At 64.1% G+C, this 19,720-nt stretch carries 19 protein-coding genes; 15 read left to right on the top strand and 4 right to left on the bottom strand.

Annotation, left to right across the window (positions count from 1 at the left end; all coding sequences use genetic code 11):
- Nucleotides 1-31: 31 nt before the first annotated feature.
- Nucleotides 32-1,027: a zinc-dependent alcohol dehydrogenase family protein gene (locus K2O51_RS10195; protein WP_011300824.1), complete on the bottom strand. Its 996-nt coding sequence runs from the start codon at nt 1,025-1,027 to the stop codon at nt 32-34.
- Between the two features lie 486 nt (nt 1,028-1,513).
- Here K2O51_RS10195 and K2O51_RS10200 point away from each other — a divergent pair, with 486 nt between their 5' ends.
- The 5 genes from K2O51_RS10200 (at nt 1,514) to K2O51_RS10220 (ending at nt 5,214) form a co-directional block, all read left to right on the top strand.
- Nucleotides 1,514-2,350 carry a universal stress protein gene (locus K2O51_RS10200; protein ID WP_011300823.1) on the top strand — a complete coding sequence of 279 codons (837 nt, stop codon included), beginning with the start codon at nt 1,514-1,516 and terminating at the stop codon, nt 2,348-2,350.
- Nucleotides 2,351-2,428: 78 nt separating this feature from the next.
- Entirely contained in the window at nt 2,429-2,872 is a 444-nt protein-coding gene (locus K2O51_RS10205) for a universal stress protein (protein WP_011300822.1), read from the top strand.
- A gap of 103 nt (nt 2,873-2,975) precedes the next feature.
- Nucleotides 2,976-3,572 (top strand): hypothetical protein, encoded by a 597-nt coding sequence (locus K2O51_RS10210; protein ID WP_235679749.1) that lies wholly within the window; start codon nt 2,976-2,978, stop codon nt 3,570-3,572.
- 1 nt (nt 3,573) lies between these two features.
- Nucleotides 3,574-4,218, top strand: coding sequence for a hypothetical protein (locus K2O51_RS10215; RefSeq protein WP_140951477.1), 645 nt, complete (start codon nt 3,574-3,576; stop codon nt 4,216-4,218).
- Nucleotides 4,219-4,419: 201 nt separating this feature from the next.
- Entirely contained in the window at nt 4,420-5,214 is a 795-nt protein-coding gene (locus K2O51_RS10220; protein ID WP_041680255.1) for a bestrophin-like domain, read from the top strand.
- 72 nt (nt 5,215-5,286) lie between these two features.
- On the opposite strand, the gene K2O51_RS10225 is transcribed toward K2O51_RS10220, so the two are convergent.
- Nucleotides 5,287-6,825 carry a thymidine phosphorylase family protein gene (locus K2O51_RS10225; protein ID WP_220630167.1) on the bottom strand — a complete coding sequence of 513 codons (1,539 nt, stop codon included), beginning with the start codon at nt 6,823-6,825 and terminating at the stop codon, nt 5,287-5,289.
- A gap of 663 nt (nt 6,826-7,488) precedes the next feature.
- Between K2O51_RS10225 and phaZ the strand changes: the two genes are divergently transcribed.
- Nucleotides 7,489-8,823: a polyhydroxyalkanoate depolymerase gene (gene phaZ / locus K2O51_RS10230; protein WP_166487090.1), complete on the top strand. Its 1,335-nt coding sequence runs from the start codon at nt 7,489-7,491 to the stop codon at nt 8,821-8,823.
- Between the two features lie 112 nt (nt 8,824-8,935).
- Entirely contained in the window at nt 8,936-9,130 is a 195-nt protein-coding gene (locus tag K2O51_RS10235) for a hypothetical protein (protein WP_041680253.1), read from the top strand.
- 69 nt (nt 9,131-9,199) lie between these two features.
- Here K2O51_RS10235 and K2O51_RS35640 read toward each other — a convergent pair whose 3' ends face one another.
- Nucleotides 9,200-9,469, bottom strand: coding sequence for a cupredoxin domain-containing protein (locus K2O51_RS35640; protein WP_342394088.1), 270 nt, complete (start codon nt 9,467-9,469; stop codon nt 9,200-9,202).
- Nucleotides 9,470-9,492: 23 nt separating this feature from the next.
- Nucleotides 9,493-10,263: a GntR family transcriptional regulator gene (locus K2O51_RS10240; RefSeq protein ID WP_041680251.1), complete on the bottom strand. Its 771-nt coding sequence runs from the start codon at nt 10,261-10,263 to the stop codon at nt 9,493-9,495.
- Between the two features lie 169 nt (nt 10,264-10,432).
- Here K2O51_RS10240 and K2O51_RS10245 point away from each other — a divergent pair, with 169 nt between their 5' ends.
- The 8 genes from K2O51_RS10245 to K2O51_RS10280 all read left to right on the top strand — a co-directional run bounded on the left by K2O51_RS10245 (nt 10,433) and on the right by K2O51_RS10280 (nt 19,694).
- Nucleotides 10,433-11,929 (top strand): class I adenylate-forming enzyme family protein, encoded by a 1,497-nt coding sequence (locus K2O51_RS10245; protein ID WP_140951485.1) that lies wholly within the window; start codon nt 10,433-10,435, stop codon nt 11,927-11,929.
- Entirely contained in the window at nt 11,929-12,708 is a 780-nt protein-coding gene (locus K2O51_RS10250) for a citryl-CoA lyase (RefSeq protein WP_220630686.1), read from the top strand. Before K2O51_RS10245 ends, K2O51_RS10250 begins: the two co-directional genes overlap by 1 nt.
- Before the next feature lie 71 nt (nt 12,709-12,779).
- Nucleotides 12,780-13,739 (top strand): VOC family protein, encoded by a 960-nt coding sequence (locus tag K2O51_RS10255; protein WP_011300811.1) that lies wholly within the window; start codon nt 12,780-12,782, stop codon nt 13,737-13,739.
- Between the two features lie 66 nt (nt 13,740-13,805).
- Nucleotides 13,806-14,465 (top strand): alpha/beta hydrolase, encoded by a 660-nt coding sequence (locus K2O51_RS10260; RefSeq protein WP_011300810.1) that lies wholly within the window; start codon nt 13,806-13,808, stop codon nt 14,463-14,465.
- A 16-nt stretch (nt 14,466-14,481) separates the two neighbouring features.
- Entirely contained in the window at nt 14,482-15,540 is a 1,059-nt protein-coding gene (locus K2O51_RS10265; RefSeq protein WP_220630169.1) for a maleylacetate reductase, read from the top strand.
- Nucleotides 15,541-15,569: 29 nt separating this feature from the next.
- Complete coding sequence (locus K2O51_RS10270) at nt 15,570-15,917, top strand: YciI family protein (protein WP_011300808.1); 348 nt, start codon at nt 15,570-15,572, stop codon at nt 15,915-15,917.
- A gap of 379 nt (nt 15,918-16,296) precedes the next feature.
- Nucleotides 16,297-17,271, top strand: a complete 975-nt coding sequence (locus K2O51_RS10275) for a WD40/YVTN/BNR-like repeat-containing protein (protein WP_220630170.1) — start codon at nt 16,297-16,299, stop codon at nt 17,269-17,271.
- 29 nt (nt 17,272-17,300) lie between these two features.
- Nucleotides 17,301-19,694, top strand: a complete 2,394-nt coding sequence (locus K2O51_RS10280) for an efflux RND transporter permease subunit (protein ID WP_220630171.1) — start codon at nt 17,301-17,303, stop codon at nt 19,692-19,694.
- Nucleotides 19,695-19,720 lie beyond the last annotated feature (26 nt).

A 19,720-nucleotide genomic window follows, 5' to 3' on the forward strand; every position in this document is an offset into this window, starting at 1 on the left:
AAGCCGCGGCCAATCCAGTCGGAAGAAGCCGTCACACGCGGAGCACCGCCGCCCCGGCCAGACGGCCAGCGCGCAGGTCATCCAACGCCGCATTGGCACTGGAAAGAGGATAGGACGTGGTACGAATATGCAATGGCCACGTGGCTGCCGCTTCCATCAGGCCGTGGCCGTCGGCACGCGTCAGGTTCGCTACGGAGACGATCCGCCGTTCCTCCCATAACAGTCGATACGGGAAGGAAGGAATGTCGCTCATGTGAATGCCCCCGCAGACCACAGTGCCACCCTTGTCGACAGCCGCCAGCGCTGCAGGCACGAGGGCGCCGTCGGGGGCAAAGATCAAGGCAGCGTCCAACGTGGCGGGTGCCTTGTCCTGACTGCTGCCCGCCCAGGCAGCCCCGACATCCGTGGCCAAAGTCTGGGCGGCTTGGTCCCCGGGCCGCGTGAAGGCGTAGACGGTCCGGCCTTGCGCCACCGCGATTTGCGTCACGATATGTGCGGCGGCGCCAAATCCGTAGATGCCGATACGTTGTGCATCCCCAGCCGAGCGCAGTGTCCGGAAGCCGATGAGGCCGGCGCAGAGCAGCGGCGCTGCATGCTCGTCGTCATACGTTTCGGGAATGCGAAAGCAATAGCTGGCATCGGCGACCACGTACTCGGCATATCCGCCGTCACGGGTATAGCCGTGGAACTGGGGTGCATCGCAAAGGTTCTCCCGCCCGCTCAGGCAGAAGCGGCACTGCCCGCAGGTGTGCCCCAGCCATGGCACGCCGACCCGCGCGCCGATTGACAGTCCAACGACACCGGCGCCGAGCGCATCGACGCGACCAACGATTTCATGGCCCGGGATCAGCGCGGGCTTGGGCGAGGAGAGGTCTCCATCCACCACATGCAGGTCCGTACGGCACACGCCGCACGCCGCCACGCGGATTCGCACTTCACCGGCTCCCGGGACCGGCACTGGCACCCGGCGGTCAGCTAGGATTGGACTCCCGCCGTCGAAAACCATTGCACGCATCGTCGCGTTCATGATGCCTCCTTCGTCAGGTTTTCGAAAACAAAGCGCGGCCGCCGGAATGCAGCCGTGAAACCGTCGCAGGCGTGACAGACATAGAGGCCGTGGTCATCGCAATACTCGGGAATCGAAAAGGCAACAAGGAGCGCTGCCTCCGAATGCTTCGACTTTGGATACAGGCTATGACAAAGCTTCCAGGCCCGGTTGCGGCAGATCAATGAGCTGTGGACGGGTGGTGCAACGTGGACCGCACCTGAAGTCTTCTAGGTCTTGATCAGACGTCACCATGGCGAAACATCGATCGAAGTTGCTCTACCGCAAGGCGATCACCGCTTCAGCACCTACTTTTGATAAAGCAGGTAGTCGTCAGATGGCGGTGCCACACAAGGAAGGGCCGCTGCATCGGTAACTGTCTATGCGATAGAAGTCGCGGGGTACGGCTCACCGTTTTGCAGGCCAGGGCCTTTGATTGTCGTTCGACCCTCAGGATAAGGAACGAGCATGAACTACAGCAGCATTCTGGTGCATCTGGATCGCAGCAGGCATATGACAACCCGGCTGGCGCTGGCGACCCAGCTGGCGAGTTCCCATGATTGTCCGTTGATCGGCCTCCTGGGCAGCTTCATTCCCGATCCCGCATGGTTCTACCTGATGGACAACGCCGCCGACTATATCGAAAGGGACAGGCAGCGGCGCCGGTTGATCGGGGAGCGTACTCGTCATCAGTTCCTGGAAACGACAAAGGATCTTGGCGCTGGCGTGGAATGGCGGGCAGCGGAGCACGACGTCCTTTCCACGGTGCTGCGGGAGTCGCGCGAAGCCGGCCTGATCGTCGCGGGCCAGTATGACGCCAATGGCGAAGAAGGCCCGCTTGCCACGCAGGTGCTCGAAGCGTTGCTGCTGGAAAGCGGACGGCCGGTACTCGTCGTTCCGTGTGACGGGCAGTTCAAGACAACAGGGGCGCGGGTGATGGTGGCATGGAATGGCAGCCGCGAAGCGGCACGGGCCTTGCATGATGCGCTGCCGCTCATTGGCGGAGCGACGGCACGCATACTGTGCGCCCAGACTGCTGCCAAGGAAGCACGTCCGGACGCCACGCCGGTCGCCCATGCGGTGCGCGTCCTGGAACGACACGGTGTGACGGTGGAGGTCGAGCACGGCCCGGGCGGTTCCGACCTGACCATCGGGGAATTGCTGTTGTCCCGTGCCGCCGATTTCGATGCTGACCTGATCGTGATGGGTGCATACGGCCATGGGCGCATGCGGGAGCTTGTGCTCGGAGGCGTCACGCGCACGCTGCTGTCTTCCATGACGGTGCCCGTATTGTTCTCGCATTGAAATCCGGATCCGGATATTGGACCGGTGAATGTCCCGGCGATGGCGCCTTGCGGTTCGGGCATGCAGCAGGAGAAGGCAATGTACACAAGGATTCTGGTGGCGATAGACGGAAGCCAGTGCGGCGATCTTGGCCTGGCGGAAGCTATTGGGCTGGCCGCGGCGAGCGGTGCCGAGCTGGACATCGTGCATATCGTCGATGGCGGATACGAAGAGCCGGACGTGCGTGCAGGTCTGGTCCGGGCAGGGCACAAGCTTCTGGCCGAGGCGCAGGCGAAAGCCGAAGCGCAGCAGGTGCGCAGCCAGGCAATCCTCGTCGACCAGATCCTCGAGCTTGGCGATCTCGGCAAGCAGGTTCAGCAGATTGCCGAAGAGCGCGGCGCCCAGATCGTGGTAGCGGGTACGCATGGCCGCTCGGGCATCGGTCGGGTATTGATGGGTAGCGTCGCGGAAAGCCTGCTGCGCCACGGCAGCTTGCCCGTATTGCTGGTCAAGGCAGGCGGACATGGCGGTGCGGCCTCCTGATTCCAGTCCGGGCGCAGCCAGCACGGTCGGCAGGGTGGAGGTACTGGCAGACCGGGGCGAAAGCCGGGGCGCGGTGCTCGATGTGGTGGACCGCGTTTCCGAGATGTGCTTTGGTTTGTTCATGGCCCTGACGTTTGTCGGCGCGGTCTCGTCGGCGAGTGCCGGCGCCGGCGCGAGCAGGACCATGCTGCATGCCGCGCTGGGCTGCAACCTGGCGTGGGGGCTGGTGGATGCAGTCATGTATCTCGTACGGACGATCGCCGGAAGAGGGCAGCGGCTTACGCTCGCCATGGCCATCAAGCATGCGTCCGACCGGCCGACCGGCATCCGCCTCATTCGCGACGCGCTTCCACCGGGCATGAAGGCACTGGTAGCAGACGCGGAGCTGGACGCCATTCGCGCGAGGCTGGCCGCCGCTGGCCTGCCGGCGCGCCCGCGGCTGTATTGGGCCGACCTGCGCGGGGCCGTGCACATCTTCTGCATCGTGGTGTTGAGCACGTTTCCCGTGGCACTGCCTTTCGTGCTGATGAGCGATGTGCCGAGTGCGTTGCTGGTTTCGCGTGTGTTGACGCTTGGCATGCTGTTTTTTGGCGGCGCGGCGCTCGGTCATTACGCAGGGTTCGGGGCCATGCCGGCCGGATTGGGCATGACGGCTCTGGGCGTGGCCCTGACCATTGCGATCATCGCGCTGGGCGGCTGAAGTGCGGACCTCCCCACTGCCGCTGCTGGCCCTGTTCGCCGCGGCAGCATTACGGGCCCAGACGCCAGGCCCATCTCCCGGGCTGGCTAGCGGTTGGGATACGCCTGATCCGTGGACCTACTCCGCAGCGGCCTACTGGAACATGCCTCGCGAGGGCGCGAGCTACGCCAGCGGCATATTCAGTGCAGACCACGGCCAGCTTCACCTCGAGGCGAGGGCCAACTATGAAGCCATGCATTCGCAGTCGGCATTCATTGGCTGGACGTTCTCGGGAGGCGAAAAGCTTCGTGTGAGCGCCACGCCCATTATCGGCGCGGTCGCCGGGGAGGCACACGGACCCATCGCCGGCCTCGAGGCGAGCGTAGCCGCGGGCAAGCTGGACTATTACCTGGAAGCGGAGTACCTGCCTGCCCATGCTGGCCGTTCCGGCTATCTCTATGCCTGGAGCGAACTGGCCTATCGACCCGTCGAGTGGATACGGCTCGGTATCGTCATGCAGCGCACACGGATCTATGGCGGCGACAGGGACATCCGGCCCGGAGGGCTCGTCCAGTTGACCGTGCGTAACTGTACGGCGGGCGTCTACTGGTTCAATCCCGGCGCCGAAGCTCAGGTCGTGATGCTGTCGCTCGCGTTCCGCTTCTAGCCCGCTTTGCCGGGCTTGCGCTGCGTCAACGGCCGCCTTCTGCGCTCTCCTACGCTGTGTGAAGACCCATGTCATTTGGAAGGGCGGAGGCCCTTCTTGCCATGCGCACTGCGGCAGGGGTGTCTTTACGGACTGTCCGACGATCATCTGCCCGTCGGCGCATCCGCGCATTTACGCAGAGTGAATAACGACGAACAAACCATGGATACCACCATCAAGGACTACCCCGTTCTGGTTTTCGTCGTCACCTTCGGCCTGTTATGGCTGGCTGAGAGGATCGGCGCCAAGGCCATCCGCGGTCCAAGGAGTCCATCTGCCGATGCGCGGCAGGACGTAGGCGTGATTCAGGCCGCCGTGCTCACGCTGCTCGGTTTGCTGATCGGCTTCTGCTTTGCCATGGCGGTCAGCCGCTACGACCAGCGCAAGCTTTACGAAGAGGCAGAGGCAAACGCCATCGGTACGGAGTATGTCCGCGCGGGACTGTTGCCGGCGGCCGATGCGGAGGCTGCGCGCGCGCTGCTTCGCGAGTACCTCCGGTGTCGGCTGGACTTCTATACGAACCATGATGCGGCCAGCCTGAAGAAGACTGACGTCGCGACAGCGGCTTTGCATGCCAGGCTGTGGGCGGTGGTGGAACGCAACGCCGCAGCCAATCCGAACGTTATCGTGGGTCTGACTGTGGCGGGGATGAATGAGGTCCTGAATGCGGAAGGCTACACCCAGTCGTCGTGGTGGAACCGGATCCCGAACTCTGCCTGGATGCTGATGCTGGTCGTGGCGGTGTGCAGCAATGCCCTGGTGGGATACGGCCTGCGCAAGGCCGAATCGGCGCGCTACCTGCTGCTGGTATTGCCCATGGTGGTTGGCGTTTCGTTCGCGCTGATTGCCGACATCGACAGCCCACGTGGCGGATTGATCCGCGTGGAGCCGTACAACCTCATGCGCCTGGCGGCTTCAGTGCCTGCCGGCCCCGCAAGCTTCATGGATCCAAGGTGAAGGCACGACGTTGATATCGACTTACAGCGGAAACGAGAGCATGTACATGTCGGACGAAGCCGGCTGCGGCGTTCAGTGCGGCTCGATAGAGACCGCAGGGTGCGCCAGCGCGTAGCTGCACGAGTAGTCCAGTTCGCCGGAGGCCTGGGCATGGACCGTGAACAGTGGTTGACCGGCCCGGACTTCGTCGTTGACCCGTACCCGCATCTCAAGGCCCGCGACCTGCCGCATCGGGGCGCCGGCCAGCTTTGCGGTGCGGGCAATGTGGCGGTTGTCGATGGCGATTACCCTCCCCGCGTGGGGAGCGACGATGTCGCGGCGAAAAATGGCTTCGCCCGGCACGCGCAAGCCGCCCTGCGCTTCGCAAATCGCCTGGAACTTGCGCCAGGCCGCGCCACTGTCGAGTAGCTGGCCAGCGGCTTTTTCGCCAGCGCCCCTGGGTGCCGCGCCACAGAACTCCAGCAGCGCGCCGGCGAGCATGACCGAGCGCTCGCGCAGGTCGGGCGGCGCCGCCACCGTGCGCTGGAGTACCGCCAGGATGTCTCGCGCCTCCAGCGCGGGGCCAATGCCCCTGCCAAGCGGCTGGGTGCCGTCGGTCCGAACCATGAGGATGTGCAGGCCGAACGCCCCCGCCACATGCCGCATCGCGGCTTCGAGCCGCTCCAGGTCCCTGTCCTCGCGCACCTTGGCTGTGGGACCAACCGGCACATCGATCAGGATGTGCGTCGAGCCTGCCGCAACCTTCTTGGACAGGATGGAGGCAACAAGCTGCGCGTCGCTGTCGATATCAAGCGCGCGTTCCACGCGGATCAGGATATCGTCGGCGGGACTCAGGTTCAGTGCGCCACCCCAGACCAGCGACGCCCCGACTCGCTCCACGACGTGGCGCAGTTCCGCCGCACTGAGCGCCACGCGGGTCAATGTCTCCATCGTGTCTGCGGTACCGGCTGGAGAGGTGATCGCCCGGGAAGACGTCTTCGGCAAGACCAGGCCTCCTGCCGCCGCTATTGCCACGACAATGGGTGTGGTCCGGTTGCCGGGCAGGCCGCCGACGCAGTGCTTGTCGGCAACGACGGCGTGGCTCCATGACAGCCGCTCGCCCGAGTGCACCATGGCACGTGTGAGGTCCACGGTTTCCCGCCGGTTCATGCGGCCATCTGCACATGCGGCAAGGAACGCGGAGATATACACATCCGGGTACCGCCCCGCCGAGATATCGCTGATGATGGAATCGATCTGGGCGCCGTCGAGCCGGCGGCCGTAGATCTTCGCACGCAAGGCGCGTACGGATTCCAGGGCCGGCGCGTGACTGACGGCCACGACATCGCCGGCGCGAGCCTCCAGTGCCTGTGCAGCGCTGGCCGAAAGGCTTGCCTCTCCGGTATCGAGCAATGGCGCACCGACCAGGTTCAGCGTGGCAATGAGGCTTGCCTCGCCGATCCGCACCTGCACCCGTGCTTGCGCGGTAAAGCCTTCGGCGCGGCACACGGGGCAGTCCGGGTGTAGATAGATGACATGCTCCTGCCAGGTATCGATGCCGAGGGGTTTGAAAATCAGCGGCTCGGATCCCTGACCTTCCCCGGCAGCAAGTTTCAGCTCGTTTGCCTGCATTGCGCTTTCCCCTCCGATCGGCATCGGACGTGTGAAGGCATGTACCTATCGCAGATAGGGCAGCTCGATCCAGGCGTTCGATATGTTTGCCCTGTACCCGATTCAGTCCCTCCTGCTGGAAGCGGGACAGCGTCCGGCTCTCGGTTTTCAGGCTCATGCCCAGCTAGCTGCCGACCTGCCTTAATGATTGTGCGCGCTCATGTGCCCAGTATCGTCATTGACCGTGCATTTCGAAATCAGGCTGGGCTGAGCCTGCTGTCAGGCTTGCCGCGCGCCTTGTCAGGTTTCCCTGACAGTGCAGACGAACACGTATCGACGCCGTGGTGTCCAGAGGCGGACGTGTTGAACTGGCCGGTGTTGACGCGCTCTGCCGCCTGGCTTCTCCGCTGCGGATGATCGTAGGGGGAAGCCGATCCTGTCGTTGTCAACCTCAGCGCCCGCGCAGCGGCGTGGATCTCTTGTGAGAAGCGGCTGGATGTGGTGCCTGGGGCGACCCACATGTTCGAGGAGCCGGGCGGCAAAGCTTGCAGCCGCATGGTTTGTTCGCCATTTCGCTGCAGCGCAAGCGGGAAGGGGCCCATAGCGCCCTTGCTGTCAGCGCCGTCGAGGCTGACTCGGCGAGGAGAAGTGGGGCGAAACGCAGTCGCTCGGAACGATATTGCGTTGCCGCACGCGGGGCCGCATCTGTGGATTATCTTGATGTCAGGCGCGACCACTTCAATGAGATGCCTGGAGACACCAAGGCACTTTCGCGTAATGGTCGACGGCATCCGACACAAACAGATTAGCGGCCGGATTCCCTCTGGCAGCCACAGCATGAATTCCTCAATGGGCAGTCTGGATAACTTTTCGGCGGCGGCGGCGTGGGCGCCGATGGGGTCATTCTTGTCGGCCATGTGCGGCGCGCAGTTCGCCTACGCCTACGAACTGTTCCAGAGGTCGATGCGCCAGTTCGGGCCGCCGTCATACCATCTGGACACTGTCTGCCAGGACGGCAAACACGTGCCGGTGACAATGACCGTCGTTGCCGAGACCCCGTTCTGCCGTTTGCTGCGCTTCTCGGTGGGCGACGGTCACGGCGTACGCCGGATGTTGTGCGCACCGCTTGCCGGGCACCGGGCAGTCGTGGTTCGCGACGCCATCGAATCCATGCTGCTTGACGCGGACGTCTATGTCACCGACTGGATTGATGCACGGGACGTACCGCGCGAAGCCGGCCACTTCGGCCTGGCAGACTGCGTATTGCTGCTCGAGCAGTTCATGACGCTGCTCGATCCGGCGCGCCTTGATGTGGTGGCGATCTGCCAGGCGACCATTCCGTGCATTGCGGCCGTTTCTCGCCTGGCATCCGGAGATGCGCCGGAAGTGAGGGCGCTGGTACTGATGGGCGGCCCGCTGGATGCAAGGCTTCACCCGACCAGACTCGGCGACATCGCGGCCATGATGCCGCTGCCAGTGTTTCTCGCCCACTGCACAGGCGCCGTGCCGCACGAATATCGCGGCGCGGGACGTATCGTGTATCCGGGCTTTCTGCAATTGCCCACGCTGGCATGTGGCCAGCCGGAGCGCCTTTCGGCGATGGTGTTCGCTGCGCTTCAGGGGCCATGGCCGGGGTCCCGGGCGCAGGCAGATCTGCGCCATGCAGCCGTAGCGGGGTATGTGGCGATGATGGACATGCCGGTTGAATTCGTGCTCGATACCATGCGCATCGTCTTCCGCGAGCACCTGTTGCCACGTGGGTCGTGGTACGTCGGAGGAATGCCGGTGGATCCGGCAGCCATGCGGACAACACGGCTACTGACGGTTGAAGGGCAGCTCGATACGATCACCGGCGCCGGGCAGACCCACGCCGCGCAGACGCTGTGCCGTGGTCTGGAACGACGGTTGTGTACGCAAGTCACCGTTCCGGGTTGTGATCACTATGGGTTGTTTTCCGGCCCGGTGTGGCGAAGCCGCGTTTATCCCATGCTACGGAGCTGGCTTAACGCGCCGGCGTGACACCGGCGATCCTGACGTGAAGAGAGGCTCTTGCGGAGAGGGTCGAGGCAGGCCCATTGGCACTGCCTTCCGAATCCTTCAAGCTCGTCGTCTCGTGCTACGATCCGCCCAAATGAAAAAGCCTATCTACTACACCTGCCAGAACCAGTCCTGCGGAACCCGCTGGGAGTCCACCGAAGTGGTTGTCGTCAACGAGGGCCAGGGCCCGTTGTTCCGCTGCCCGATCTGCGGCGCCCGCAATGTGCTGGCCGCGCGCGAAGAGGGCGGCGTGACCGTCTATCGTCAACGGCGGACGACAGGCTCCTGACGCAACCCTGAGCCAGAACGGCGGCCAGCGTCCGCGGTCCGCAGGCTTTCGGGGCGCCATGGCCGTCTTCTACTTGACCCGCAACATCCCCTTCATCGTCGGACGGAACGTGCAGATGCAGGGATATTCCCCTTTCCGGGTTGCCTTGTATCGCCAAGATTCTCCCGGCGCAATGCTCTTCGAGTCGAACCGGCCGGCGTGGGACGTCACCGTATGGGGGAATGGATCGTTATTGACCCAGACAACGGTGTCGCCCATGTTGATGGCCAGTTCCGGGGGGGCGAGTACGCCGTAGCGTCCATCGTGATGGTTGCCCCAAGCAAAACCACGCTGTCGCATCCGCCAATGTTTGGGAGTAGTGATTACCTGACATCCTGGGTCAGCTGGTAGCTCATCAAATAGCTGAACCGGCTTGCCGGATGGACGCCAGTGGTGACAGCGATAACCTTGTCGCGGAGAAAGTACGTGCGGATGATGCGCAATCCGGCGGAGCGGTCTTCGACCTGCAGCAGTTCGGCCTGTGCATCGGCGATCAACAGCCCCTGCAACTCCTGCTCGACGCGGGTCACCTTGATGCCATATTCCTTCTCGATCATCGTATAGACGGGAACGCTCAGGACTGCGCCTAGTTCCGGCAACCTGCTATAGGCCTGGTCGACATAGATGTCCACCAGGGCGATAGGCTCGCGCTTGGCGTCCGCCCCATACCGGATCCCGGCGATATGCAGCCATTCGGCCCCCACGTCGCTGCGCAGCAGTCTGGCCTGGGCCGGATCCGCCTGGATCCGCTCGCAGGAAGACGTTCGCAGCGTCGTGCCCTTGGCATAGCCAGCCAGGTCGGCCGGCGAGTCCATGACCTGCATATAGCGTTCCCGCGGCCGGTCCGAGATGACCCGCGTGCCCACACCGGCCTGACGGCTGACCATGCCGAGGCTTGTTAGCTTCTGAATGGCCTGCCGCACGGCGTAGCGGCTCAGATTCCACTGCTCGCACAGCTCCGCTTCCGTCGGAAGGAATTCGCCGATGCGCGGACGCCCGTTGACGATCTCCTGCATCAACGTACGGGCCAGATCCAGGTGTCGCGGTGGCGTGGCCGCAAGCGAGGGCGGGTAGACGTCGATCTCGTTTTCCATGGGTTTTGCCGTGCTGGCGCCGATTCCGGTAACAGCCGACATGATAGCGCAAGCCACAGGGTTTCTACTAATATTCGAATATTCGAACAAAGTCCTATAGTGCTGTCATCGCGGCGGTGACTATTCCGTTCGCATCGCACGACTTATCGATATCCGGAGATCACTGAGCATGTACCCCATCGACTTCCTGTGGCGAGCAGCGCGCCGGCACCAAGACCGGGTCGCAATCATCAGCCCCACGGGCAACCTGACCTTTGGCGAACTGGCTGACGTCGTACTGAGGCGGGCGGCGGTGCTGACTGCGATCGATCCCAAGCCGCGCAGCCGGGTTTGCGTGGGGGCGGCGAATTCGGTCGATCATCTGGTGGCCATCCTTGCCATCCTGGCTGCCGGCAAGGTATGGGTACCGCTCAACCCGCGGAACGGCGATCCGGAACTGCGGCGCATCGTGGCGTTCGTAGAGCCTTCGCTGGTGCTGGCCGATCACGAGATGGCCGCACGGCTGGCGGACATTTCCGCAAGCCTGTATGCCCTCGATGTGCTCGAGCGCCATTCGGGTGATACCGCAAGCGTCATGATGGGGCCGTACTCGCGCCACGGCGTCGACCTTGGCGAGGCGCAGGCCATCAAGTTCACGGGCGGTACCACCGGGGTACCCAAGGGCGTGATCCAGCCCATGCGTGCATGGAACACCAATATCGCCACGCAGATCCACGAACTGGCACTGACGCCGGACGACCGCTACCTGGTAGCTGCGCCGATCACGCATGGCACTTCGACCTATATGCTGCCTTTGCTCGGTGCGGGTGGCGCTCTGATTTTCCCGGAGTACGGCAAGGCGCCGGCCTTGCTTGATGCGGCGGAGCGGCACCGGGCGACCCTGTTCTTCGCGCCTCCCACGCTGATCCTGGCGTTAGTGGAAGAGCAGCGTTACGCGCCCCGTCCGCTGAAGGATTTGCGTTACCTGGTTTACGGCGGCGCGCCGATGCGCCCGGAGCAGATTCGCGACGCGCAGTCGGCCTTCGGCCAGGTTCTGTGCACCTCGTTCGGCCAGACCGAGGCGCCGCAGATCATTACCTTCCTGTCACCGTCCGAAATGACCGGAGAAAACCTCGCCTCGGTCGGCAGGCCGTCGATCCTGACCCGCGTGGCCATCGTCGACAAGCAAGGCCAGCCGCTGCCGGCCGGGGAGGAGGGCGAGATCGCCGTGCGAGGCGACCTGGTCATGAGCGGCTACCTGAAGGCAGAGGAAGAGACCCACAAGACCCTCGTCGATGGCTGGCTGCGCACCGGGGACGCTGGCGTGCTGGATGAGCGCGGGTATCTCTTCCTGCGAGACCGCATTCGCGACGTGATCATTACCGGCGGATTCAACGTCTATCCGAGCGATGTCGAGGTGGTGCTGTCCGGGCATCCGGCGGTGGCCGATTGTTCCGTAGTCGGTGTGCCGGATGCCAAGTGGGGTGAGGCCGTACACGCCGCGGTGCAGTTGCATCCGGGCATGAGCGTCGACGCGGAGGATCTGATCGCGCTCGTCAAGCGCGAACTGGGTTCTGTCAAGACACCCAAGCATGTCCACCTGTTCGAGGCGCTCCCGCGCAGCGCGGTCGGCAAGGTACTGAAGCCTGCCGTCCGGGAAATCATTCTGAATCACCGGAGCCAATGATGGCCAATACCAACGCGAAAGCCGCACCCGGCACGAAGCTGTGCCACTACACGGAGCACGCGGTCTACTACGGCGAAGACGATCTGGTAGTAGATCTGCTCGGCCGCGCCAGCTTTGTCGATGTCTTCATGAAGCAGACGTTCGGCAGGGCGCCGTCGCCGGCGGAACGGCAAATCGTCGAAGCCGTGCTGGTCACCCTCATGGAACATGGCATGACGCCAAGCGCGATTGCTTCGCGCATGATCTACGCAAGCTCGCCGGAGAACCTGCAGGCCGGCGTCGCGGCCGGCCTGCTCGCCGTTGCCAGCCAGTTTGTCGGGACCATGGAGCCGGCCGCTGCCTTGCTCGACCGCATCGTGGCGGCGGGCGCAGACGGGCTTGCCGAAGCGAAACGCATTGCCAGCGAATTTCGCGCCGGCCGCCGCGCGGTGCCGGGATTCGGCCATCACCTGCACCGGCCGGACGATCCGCGCGCGATCGCGCTGCTGGACCTGGCGCGCGAACTCGGTACGTATGGTCAACGATGCGCCGCGCTGGCATGGCTTGCCACCGAAGTGGACGAGGCCGCGGGACGCCACATCACCATCAATGCCACCGGCGCGATTGCCGCCATCCTCGGCGATATCGGCATTCCCGCGGCGCTGATGCGCGGTTTTGCCGTGCTGAGCCGGGCTGCAGGACTGATCGCGCATATCGCCGAAGAACAGCGCGACCCATCCGGCCGATTTATCTGGAGCCTGGTGGATGACGCCATGACGGGCGCGCTTTCGCCCACCTGAGCCAGGACGACGGCGCGAGGCCCGCGACGGGCATCGTGCCAGCGGGGCACAACAAACCATTGGAGACAATCATGACCCAAGCTACACCATCCATCCAGCGCCATCACCACATCACGCTGAGCGTTGGCACAGCCCAGGAAGACTATGACTTCCATACCAAGGTGCTCTCTCTCAAGAGCGTCAAGAAGACTTTGATCTATGACGGCGGCACGCCGTTCTACCACCTCTACTACGGCAATGATGTCGGCGAAGAAAGCACGCTGATCACCTGCTTCCCGGTGGCCCATTTCGGCCGCAAGGGCACGCGCGGTACGGGTCAGATCGGCAGCCTGGCGCTCTCGGTGCCCGCGTCCGCCATTCCGTTCTGGGACAAGCGCCTGCGCGACCACGGTTTCGAAGTCCGCCGTTCCGAGCGGTTCGGCGAGCAGGTGCTGGCGTTCGCGCATCCTTGCGGCATCGAGTACGAGCTGATCGGTATCGCCGATGATGCACGCAAACCGTATTCCAACGGCGAAGTTCCTGCCGAGCTGGCGATCCGCGGGCTTCACACCATCGCGGTGAATGTGCGCGAGATGGAGCCGTCGCAGGAATTCATGGATGCCGGCTGGTCGGCGCGTGAAGTGGCGCGCGACGGCAAGTACGCGCGCTATGCATTCGGGGAGGGCGGCTCCGGTAAGTTTGTGGACTATGCATTGGAAACGGCCATGCCGCAGGCTAGCTGGACCTATGGCTCCGGCACGGTCCACCACTGTGCGTTCCAGGTCGACGACCATGCTGCGCAGGACTACTTCAAGCGCAGGCTTGAGGGCCTTGGCTTCACCGACACGTCGGAACGCAAGGATCGCGGGTATTTCGAGTCGATCTACGTACGCACCCCGAGCGGGGCCCTGTTCGAGGCTACGGTGTCCAAGCCTCACGCTTTCCTGATCGACGAACCGTACGAAACGCTTGGCGCCGAGGTGCAGGTTGCGCCGCAGTTCGCCAGCCAGCGCGAAAGCATCCTGCGCTCGCTGGAAACGCTGAAGTACTGAACCCCTCGACGGGCCACCCCATCCTGTGTCGTGGCTTGAACGAATGCCTGATACGGCAGGAACTGTATGCCAGAACTCAACCCACACCTCGCTGCGCCACTGAGCGTGTTTGGTGCGCCGCCACGGGACGCGGCCATGGCGGCAATCCTGGTGCATGGCCGCGGCCAGTCGCCTGCACTGATGAAGGAGATGGTCGCGGACCGCTGCGGGCGGTCTGACATCGCCTGGTTTGCTCCCGCCGCGGCAGACGGCACCTGGTATCCGGAGCGTTTCATCGAGCCGTTGTCACGGAACGAACCCCAGCTCTCACAAGCGCTAGAGCGCCTGGAGGTGCTGTCCCGCGAGCTGGTGACGCTGGGCTTCCCGTACGAGTCGCAAGTGTTGATCGGTTTCTCGCAGGGAGCCTGTCTTTGCAGCGAATTCGTCTGGCGCCAGGACCGGCGCTATGGCGCGCTGATCGCCTTCACGGGCGGGCTGATCGGACCACCGCAGATGCCCAGGCAAGTGGTGCCGGCGCGCCTGCGAACGATGCCGGTGCTGCTTTCCACCTGTGCGCAGGATCCGCATGTGCCACTGGACAGCGTGCAGGAATCCGCCCGGCTGTTCCGTACCGCGGGCGCTGACGTCAGGCTGGTGGTGGAGCCGGGGTGCGAGCACGCGATCCGTGACACCGAGCTTACGTTCGCAAACATTGCAATGGCGCGTTGCGCGCCGCAAGCAGACTGAAACGGGAGTTGTCCGCATGGAGCCGTTTGTCCACGAAACGCGCGCATCGCGCGTGGTCTTTGGTCCCGGGGCCCGCCGTTCACTGCCGCGTGAACTCGGGCATCTGGGGATCGCACGGGTGCTGGTCCTGACCACGCCGGAACAGGCCGCGCTCGGCCGCGAGGTTGCCGGATTGCTGGGCGACCGCTCGGTTGGCGTGTACAGCAAGGCCGTGATGCATGTGCCGGCCGAGGTCGCGCGGGCGGCGGTGGCCACTGCGGCGGGACTCGGCGCGGACGGCTGTATCGCGGTGGGAGGCGGCTCGACCATCGGCCTGGCGAAGGCCATTGCGCTGGAGTCCGGCCTGCCGATCATCGCTTTGCCGACGACCTATGCCGGCTCCGAGATGACGCCGCTGTATGGCATCACGGAAGCGTCGATCAAGAAGACCGGACGAGACTGGCGGGTCATGCCGCGTGCCGTGGTCTACGATCCCGAACTGACGCTCACGCTGCCAGCCCCGCTCAGCATGACCAGCGGTATGAACGCCATGGCGCATGCCGCGGAAGCGCTGTACGCGCCAGATGGCAACCCGGTCTTCAGCATGATGGCGGAAGAGGGCATCCGCGCCCTGGCCATGGCGCTACCGCGCCTGCGCGAAGCGCCACAGGACCTGGGCGCCCGCAGCGATGCGTTGTATGGCGCATGGCTGTGCGGCACCGTCCTGGGCAATCTGCAGATGGGCTTGCACCACAAGCTGTGCCATACGCTGGGCGGCAGCTTCAACCTGCCGCACGCGGAAGTCCACACCGTCATCCTGCCTTATGCGATGGCCTACAACGCGGCCTCGGCGCCGCAGGCCATGGTGCGCATCGCGCGCGCGCTGGGGCGCGATGCCGCGCCGGCGGGAATGTGGCAGCTCGGTTCTGCACTCGGGGCGCCGCGCTCGCTGCGCGAGATCGGCATGCCGGCCGACGGCCTGGACCGCGCGGCGGACCTGGTGGTGGCCAGCCCGTATCCCAATCCGCGCCCGTTCGAACTGGCGCCGATCCGCGCGTTGCTGCAACGTGCGTACGACGGCCACATGCCGGGCTGATATTCGCGGACAGGAGGAAAGGAGTCACCATGTCATACATCGTTCGCGGTTATTTCCGCCCAGGCGTGGGGGAAGCACGGCTGAAAGTCCGGCCGGAGCATATTCGCCATGTCATCTCCGCGCTTCCGGGCATCGTCTGTGCGGGCGCTCTGTGCGGAGAAGACGGGCTTCCCCGCGGCCTGTTCCTTGTGCTGGACTGCGAGGAGCGGGAGCAGGCGGAAGCGTTCATCGCCAATGAGCCATACAACCGTGCCGGCCTCCTGGAGCACTGGGAGGTGGAACCGCTGATCCAGTTCGCCCCGCATCCGAATCCAGGCATCCTGCATGAAGAGCTGGAGAAGGCAATGAAAGCAGCCAGCCGAGCTGCGACTGGCTAAGGCTCGCGCCAAGCCGCTACGGCGGGTTCCGCAAGGGCTGCCTATCCATTCAAAACAAAGCGAAATGCTGGTGCATTGTTTGCACCGCGCGTCCGCAGGAGACGTCATGTTTATGCCATCCATCCATCCGGCCGGTCGCCATATCGGCGCCTGATCCCGCCTAAGCGCCTTCACGAAGGCATGCCGCGACCGCGCGCGCGGCAATCCTGCAGGCCTTCGCCAAGTCAAGCAGAAACGACGCAGAACCTCCCTGCAGGGTGGCCTGCGCCCTAAGCCAATGTGCTGCTCGCCGGCAGGACCCTGTTCGCCTTGCGTTCGGTCCGCATGCCATCCGCAGCGGCATTTTTCCGTCGAAGTCCTCACGATGAAGCAGTGAATCATGGAACGAATCAAACGCATCATCCTGTCCGGCATGCCGATCGTCATCATCGGCGCGCTGCTGTATGCCGGCTTGTTCGTCAAGCCAAAGCCGGTCGGGAGCACGGTAGAACAGCCGCTCATCGAGCGGGGGGACGTCTTCTACGGCATTGCCACGCTGCCCGACGGCGGGCTGTGGGCCGCCGGTTCCAACGCCAAGATTCTTTATAGCGCGGACGCCGGTACCAACTGGCGCAGGCAGGTCGTCCCTGGCAATGAAGCGCTGCAGGACATCGCCGCGTGGGACAGCCGTCGCGCCGTCGCGGTCGGCAACGAAGGCGTGGTCTTCACCACGGACGACGGGGGGCATAGCTGGACGGCGGCGCAAACGCCGAAATCGGCCTTCGGCAACAAGCTGATGCGCGTGCAGGCCAGCCAGGACGGAAGTGCCTGGGCGGTCGGCAGCGGCGGCGTGCTGATGCGCTCGCGCGACTACGGGAAACGCTGGGAATCGGTCGGGCAGGGCGAGGATGCCGCCTGGAACGGCATCGCGATCCAGGGCCGGCGCGGATCCATCGTGGGCGAATTCGGGCGCATCCGTATCACCACGGACGCCGGCGACAGCTGGACCAGCGTCGCTAGCCCCGTCAAACACAGCCTGATGTCGGTGCGCTTCAACGAGGCGGGACAGGCCGTGGCGGTCGGCCTTCACGGAACTGTGCTGGTCAGCGACGACGGCGGCGCGACCTGGAAGCCGGCGCAAGCGACCACGGATGAGGATCTCTTCGATGTGGCCTGGGATGGCAAGCGATGGATCGCCGTGGGCGACAAAGGCGTGGTGCTCATAGGCGGCGAGGCGGGGAGCGACCCGGTCAAATGGCGGCAGACGCGTCTCGCCCCCGAGGATCGGGGCTGGTACACCGGGGTGCGGGGGCAGAACGGCAAGTACTACGTCGCCGGATCGCGGCTCGGCGCCAAAGACGCAGGCGCCCTGTAAGGCGCCAAACAGAGTATTTGGAGGAAGACATGAAAAGAATGCTGGACAGCAGGCTCGAACGCTTTGTCGAGTCCTGCATCAACCGACGCGCCTGGGTCGCGGGGATATTCTTCCTCGTGACTGCCGCGATGCTGGCGATTGCGACGAAAGTGGAGGTCAGGACGGTCTTTGAAGACCTGCTGCCGCGCAGCCACCCCTATATCCAGGTGCATGAACAGTACAAGCACGCGTTTGGCGGGTCGAACGTGGTCAGCATCGTGCTGGAAGCCGAGCGCGGGGACATATTCAGCACGCCGTTCCTGAACAAGGTTAAGCAGGTCACGACTGCGTTGCAGCAAGTCGATGGCGCCAACCAGTTCCAGATCGTTTCGCTGGCCTCTCGCAAGCTCAAGGAGATTCGCGGCTCCACCGATGCCATCGACTCCAACCCTCTGATGTGGCCCGATGTGCCGCAAGACCAGGCCGGAATCGACAAACTGAAACAGGCCGTCCTGAACAATCCGCTAGTCTATGGCGCCTATGTCTCGCGTGACCTCAAGTCGGCACTGGTGACGGTCGATTTCTATGAGAACGCGGCCGACTACAACAAGATCTTCCCGCAGGTGATGTCGATCGCCGATTCGGTGCGTGGCGACGGTGTTCGCGTACGCGTGACCGGCGAGCCGATCCTCTACGGCTGGGTCAAGCACTTCCTGCCCGAAACGTTGCAGATCTTCCTGTTCACCATCGGCTGCCTGGTGCTGCTGCTGTTCCTCATTGCTCGTACCTGGCGCGGCACGCTGCTGCCACTGCTGGCGGGCGTCAGCAGCGCGGCATGGGCGTTGGGTACGGCGCGGCTGCTCGGCTTCAATCTGGATCCGCTGGTGATCGTTATCGCATTCCTGATCACAGCTCGGGCGATTTCGCACGCCGTGCAACTGGTGTCGCGCTTCGACGAGGAACTCGCCACGGGCGTCCCGACGACCCGGGCGGCAGCGAAGGCCAGCATGTTGCAGCTCTTCAAGCCGGGCATGCTGGGGGTGGTTGCCGACGCCGGTTGCATGATCGTGGTGGTGCTGACCCCCATCCCGCTGATGCACAAGGTGTCGATCATCGGCACGGTATGGGTCATGACTATTGCAATCAGCGCCTGCGTCATGACCCCGGTCCTGCTGTCGTGGGTGCGCTACCCGCGCGGCTACGCCCACGGGCTGGATCTTGGCCGCTACCTGGATCGCGTCCTGGACATCTGCGTGCGTACGGCCACGACGCGGTGGCGCTATGCGGTGCTGACCGCGACAGTTGCCGTTTTCGGCGTATCCGCCTGGTATGCCGCCCGCATTCAGGTCGGCGATGCGCAGCCCGGTTCGCCGATCCTGTGGCAGGACTCGTCCTATAACCGCGACGCGGCCGCAATCAACCGCCAGTTCCAGGGCGCCGACCGACTCTACGCGGTGTTTTCGGGACGCAAGCCGAACGCGGTGAAAGAACCGCACGTACTCGAGAGCATGACCGGACTGCAGCGCTATATGGCGGCGCAGCCCGAAATCGGAGGAAGCATGTCGATTGCCGACGTCATTCCAATGGTGCGGCGCGTGTTGAACGAGAACAATCCGCGCTACCTCGAGCCCGGCCGTACTGCGGAGGAGAACGGGGAGCTGATGTACATGTTCGTGTCCGGCTCCGACCCGGGCGACATGGCCCGCTTCACGGACACTCAATCGAAGGATGCATCGGTGACCTTCTTTTTCCGCGACCACCGCGGGGACAGCATCCGCACGGCCATGGCGCGGCTCAAGGCCTACGTCGATGCCCATCCGCTGGCCGAAGGAACATACCGCTTGGCAGGCGGACTGGTCGGCGTGCTGGCGGCCGTCAACGAAGTGATCCTGGCCGGGCAGATCGAGAGCATCGCGCTCGCCTTGCTGGTGCTGGTGGTTTGCTGCGCGGTCGCCTACCGCTCGATGACGGCGGGCATCTTCTTCATGGTGCCGGTGATTCTCTCCAACACCATCACTTTCAGCTACATGGCGTGGAAAGGCATCGGCATGAACCTCAGCACGCTGCCGGTGGCCGCGCTGGGCATCGGTCTTGGGGTCGACTACGCCTTCTACATCGTGGATGGCATCAAGGAAAAACTGGCCGAGGGCAAGGACCTGACGGCGGCGACGATTGCTTCGTTGCACGGTGCCGGACGCGGCGTGATGGTGACGGCCCTGACGCTGACCACTAGCGTCGTGCTGTGGTGCGCGTCCTCGCTGAGGTTCCAGGCAGACATGGGAGTGCTGATGGCCATCTGGCTGTTTGTGTCGGCGGTCAGCGCGCTGTTCATCATGCCGGCGATGGTGCTCGTGTTCCGGCCGGCGTTCATCGTCAGGACGGCGGAAAAGCGTGAAGCAGACGGTGTCGGGGACGCTCCCATCCGCGCTATCCCGGAAGTGTAGGCCCCGAATCGATACACAGAAAAAAA

Source organism: Cupriavidus pinatubonensis (assembly GCF_019602855.1).
Classification (GTDB): domain Bacteria; phylum Pseudomonadota; class Gammaproteobacteria; order Burkholderiales; family Burkholderiaceae; genus Cupriavidus; species Cupriavidus pinatubonensis.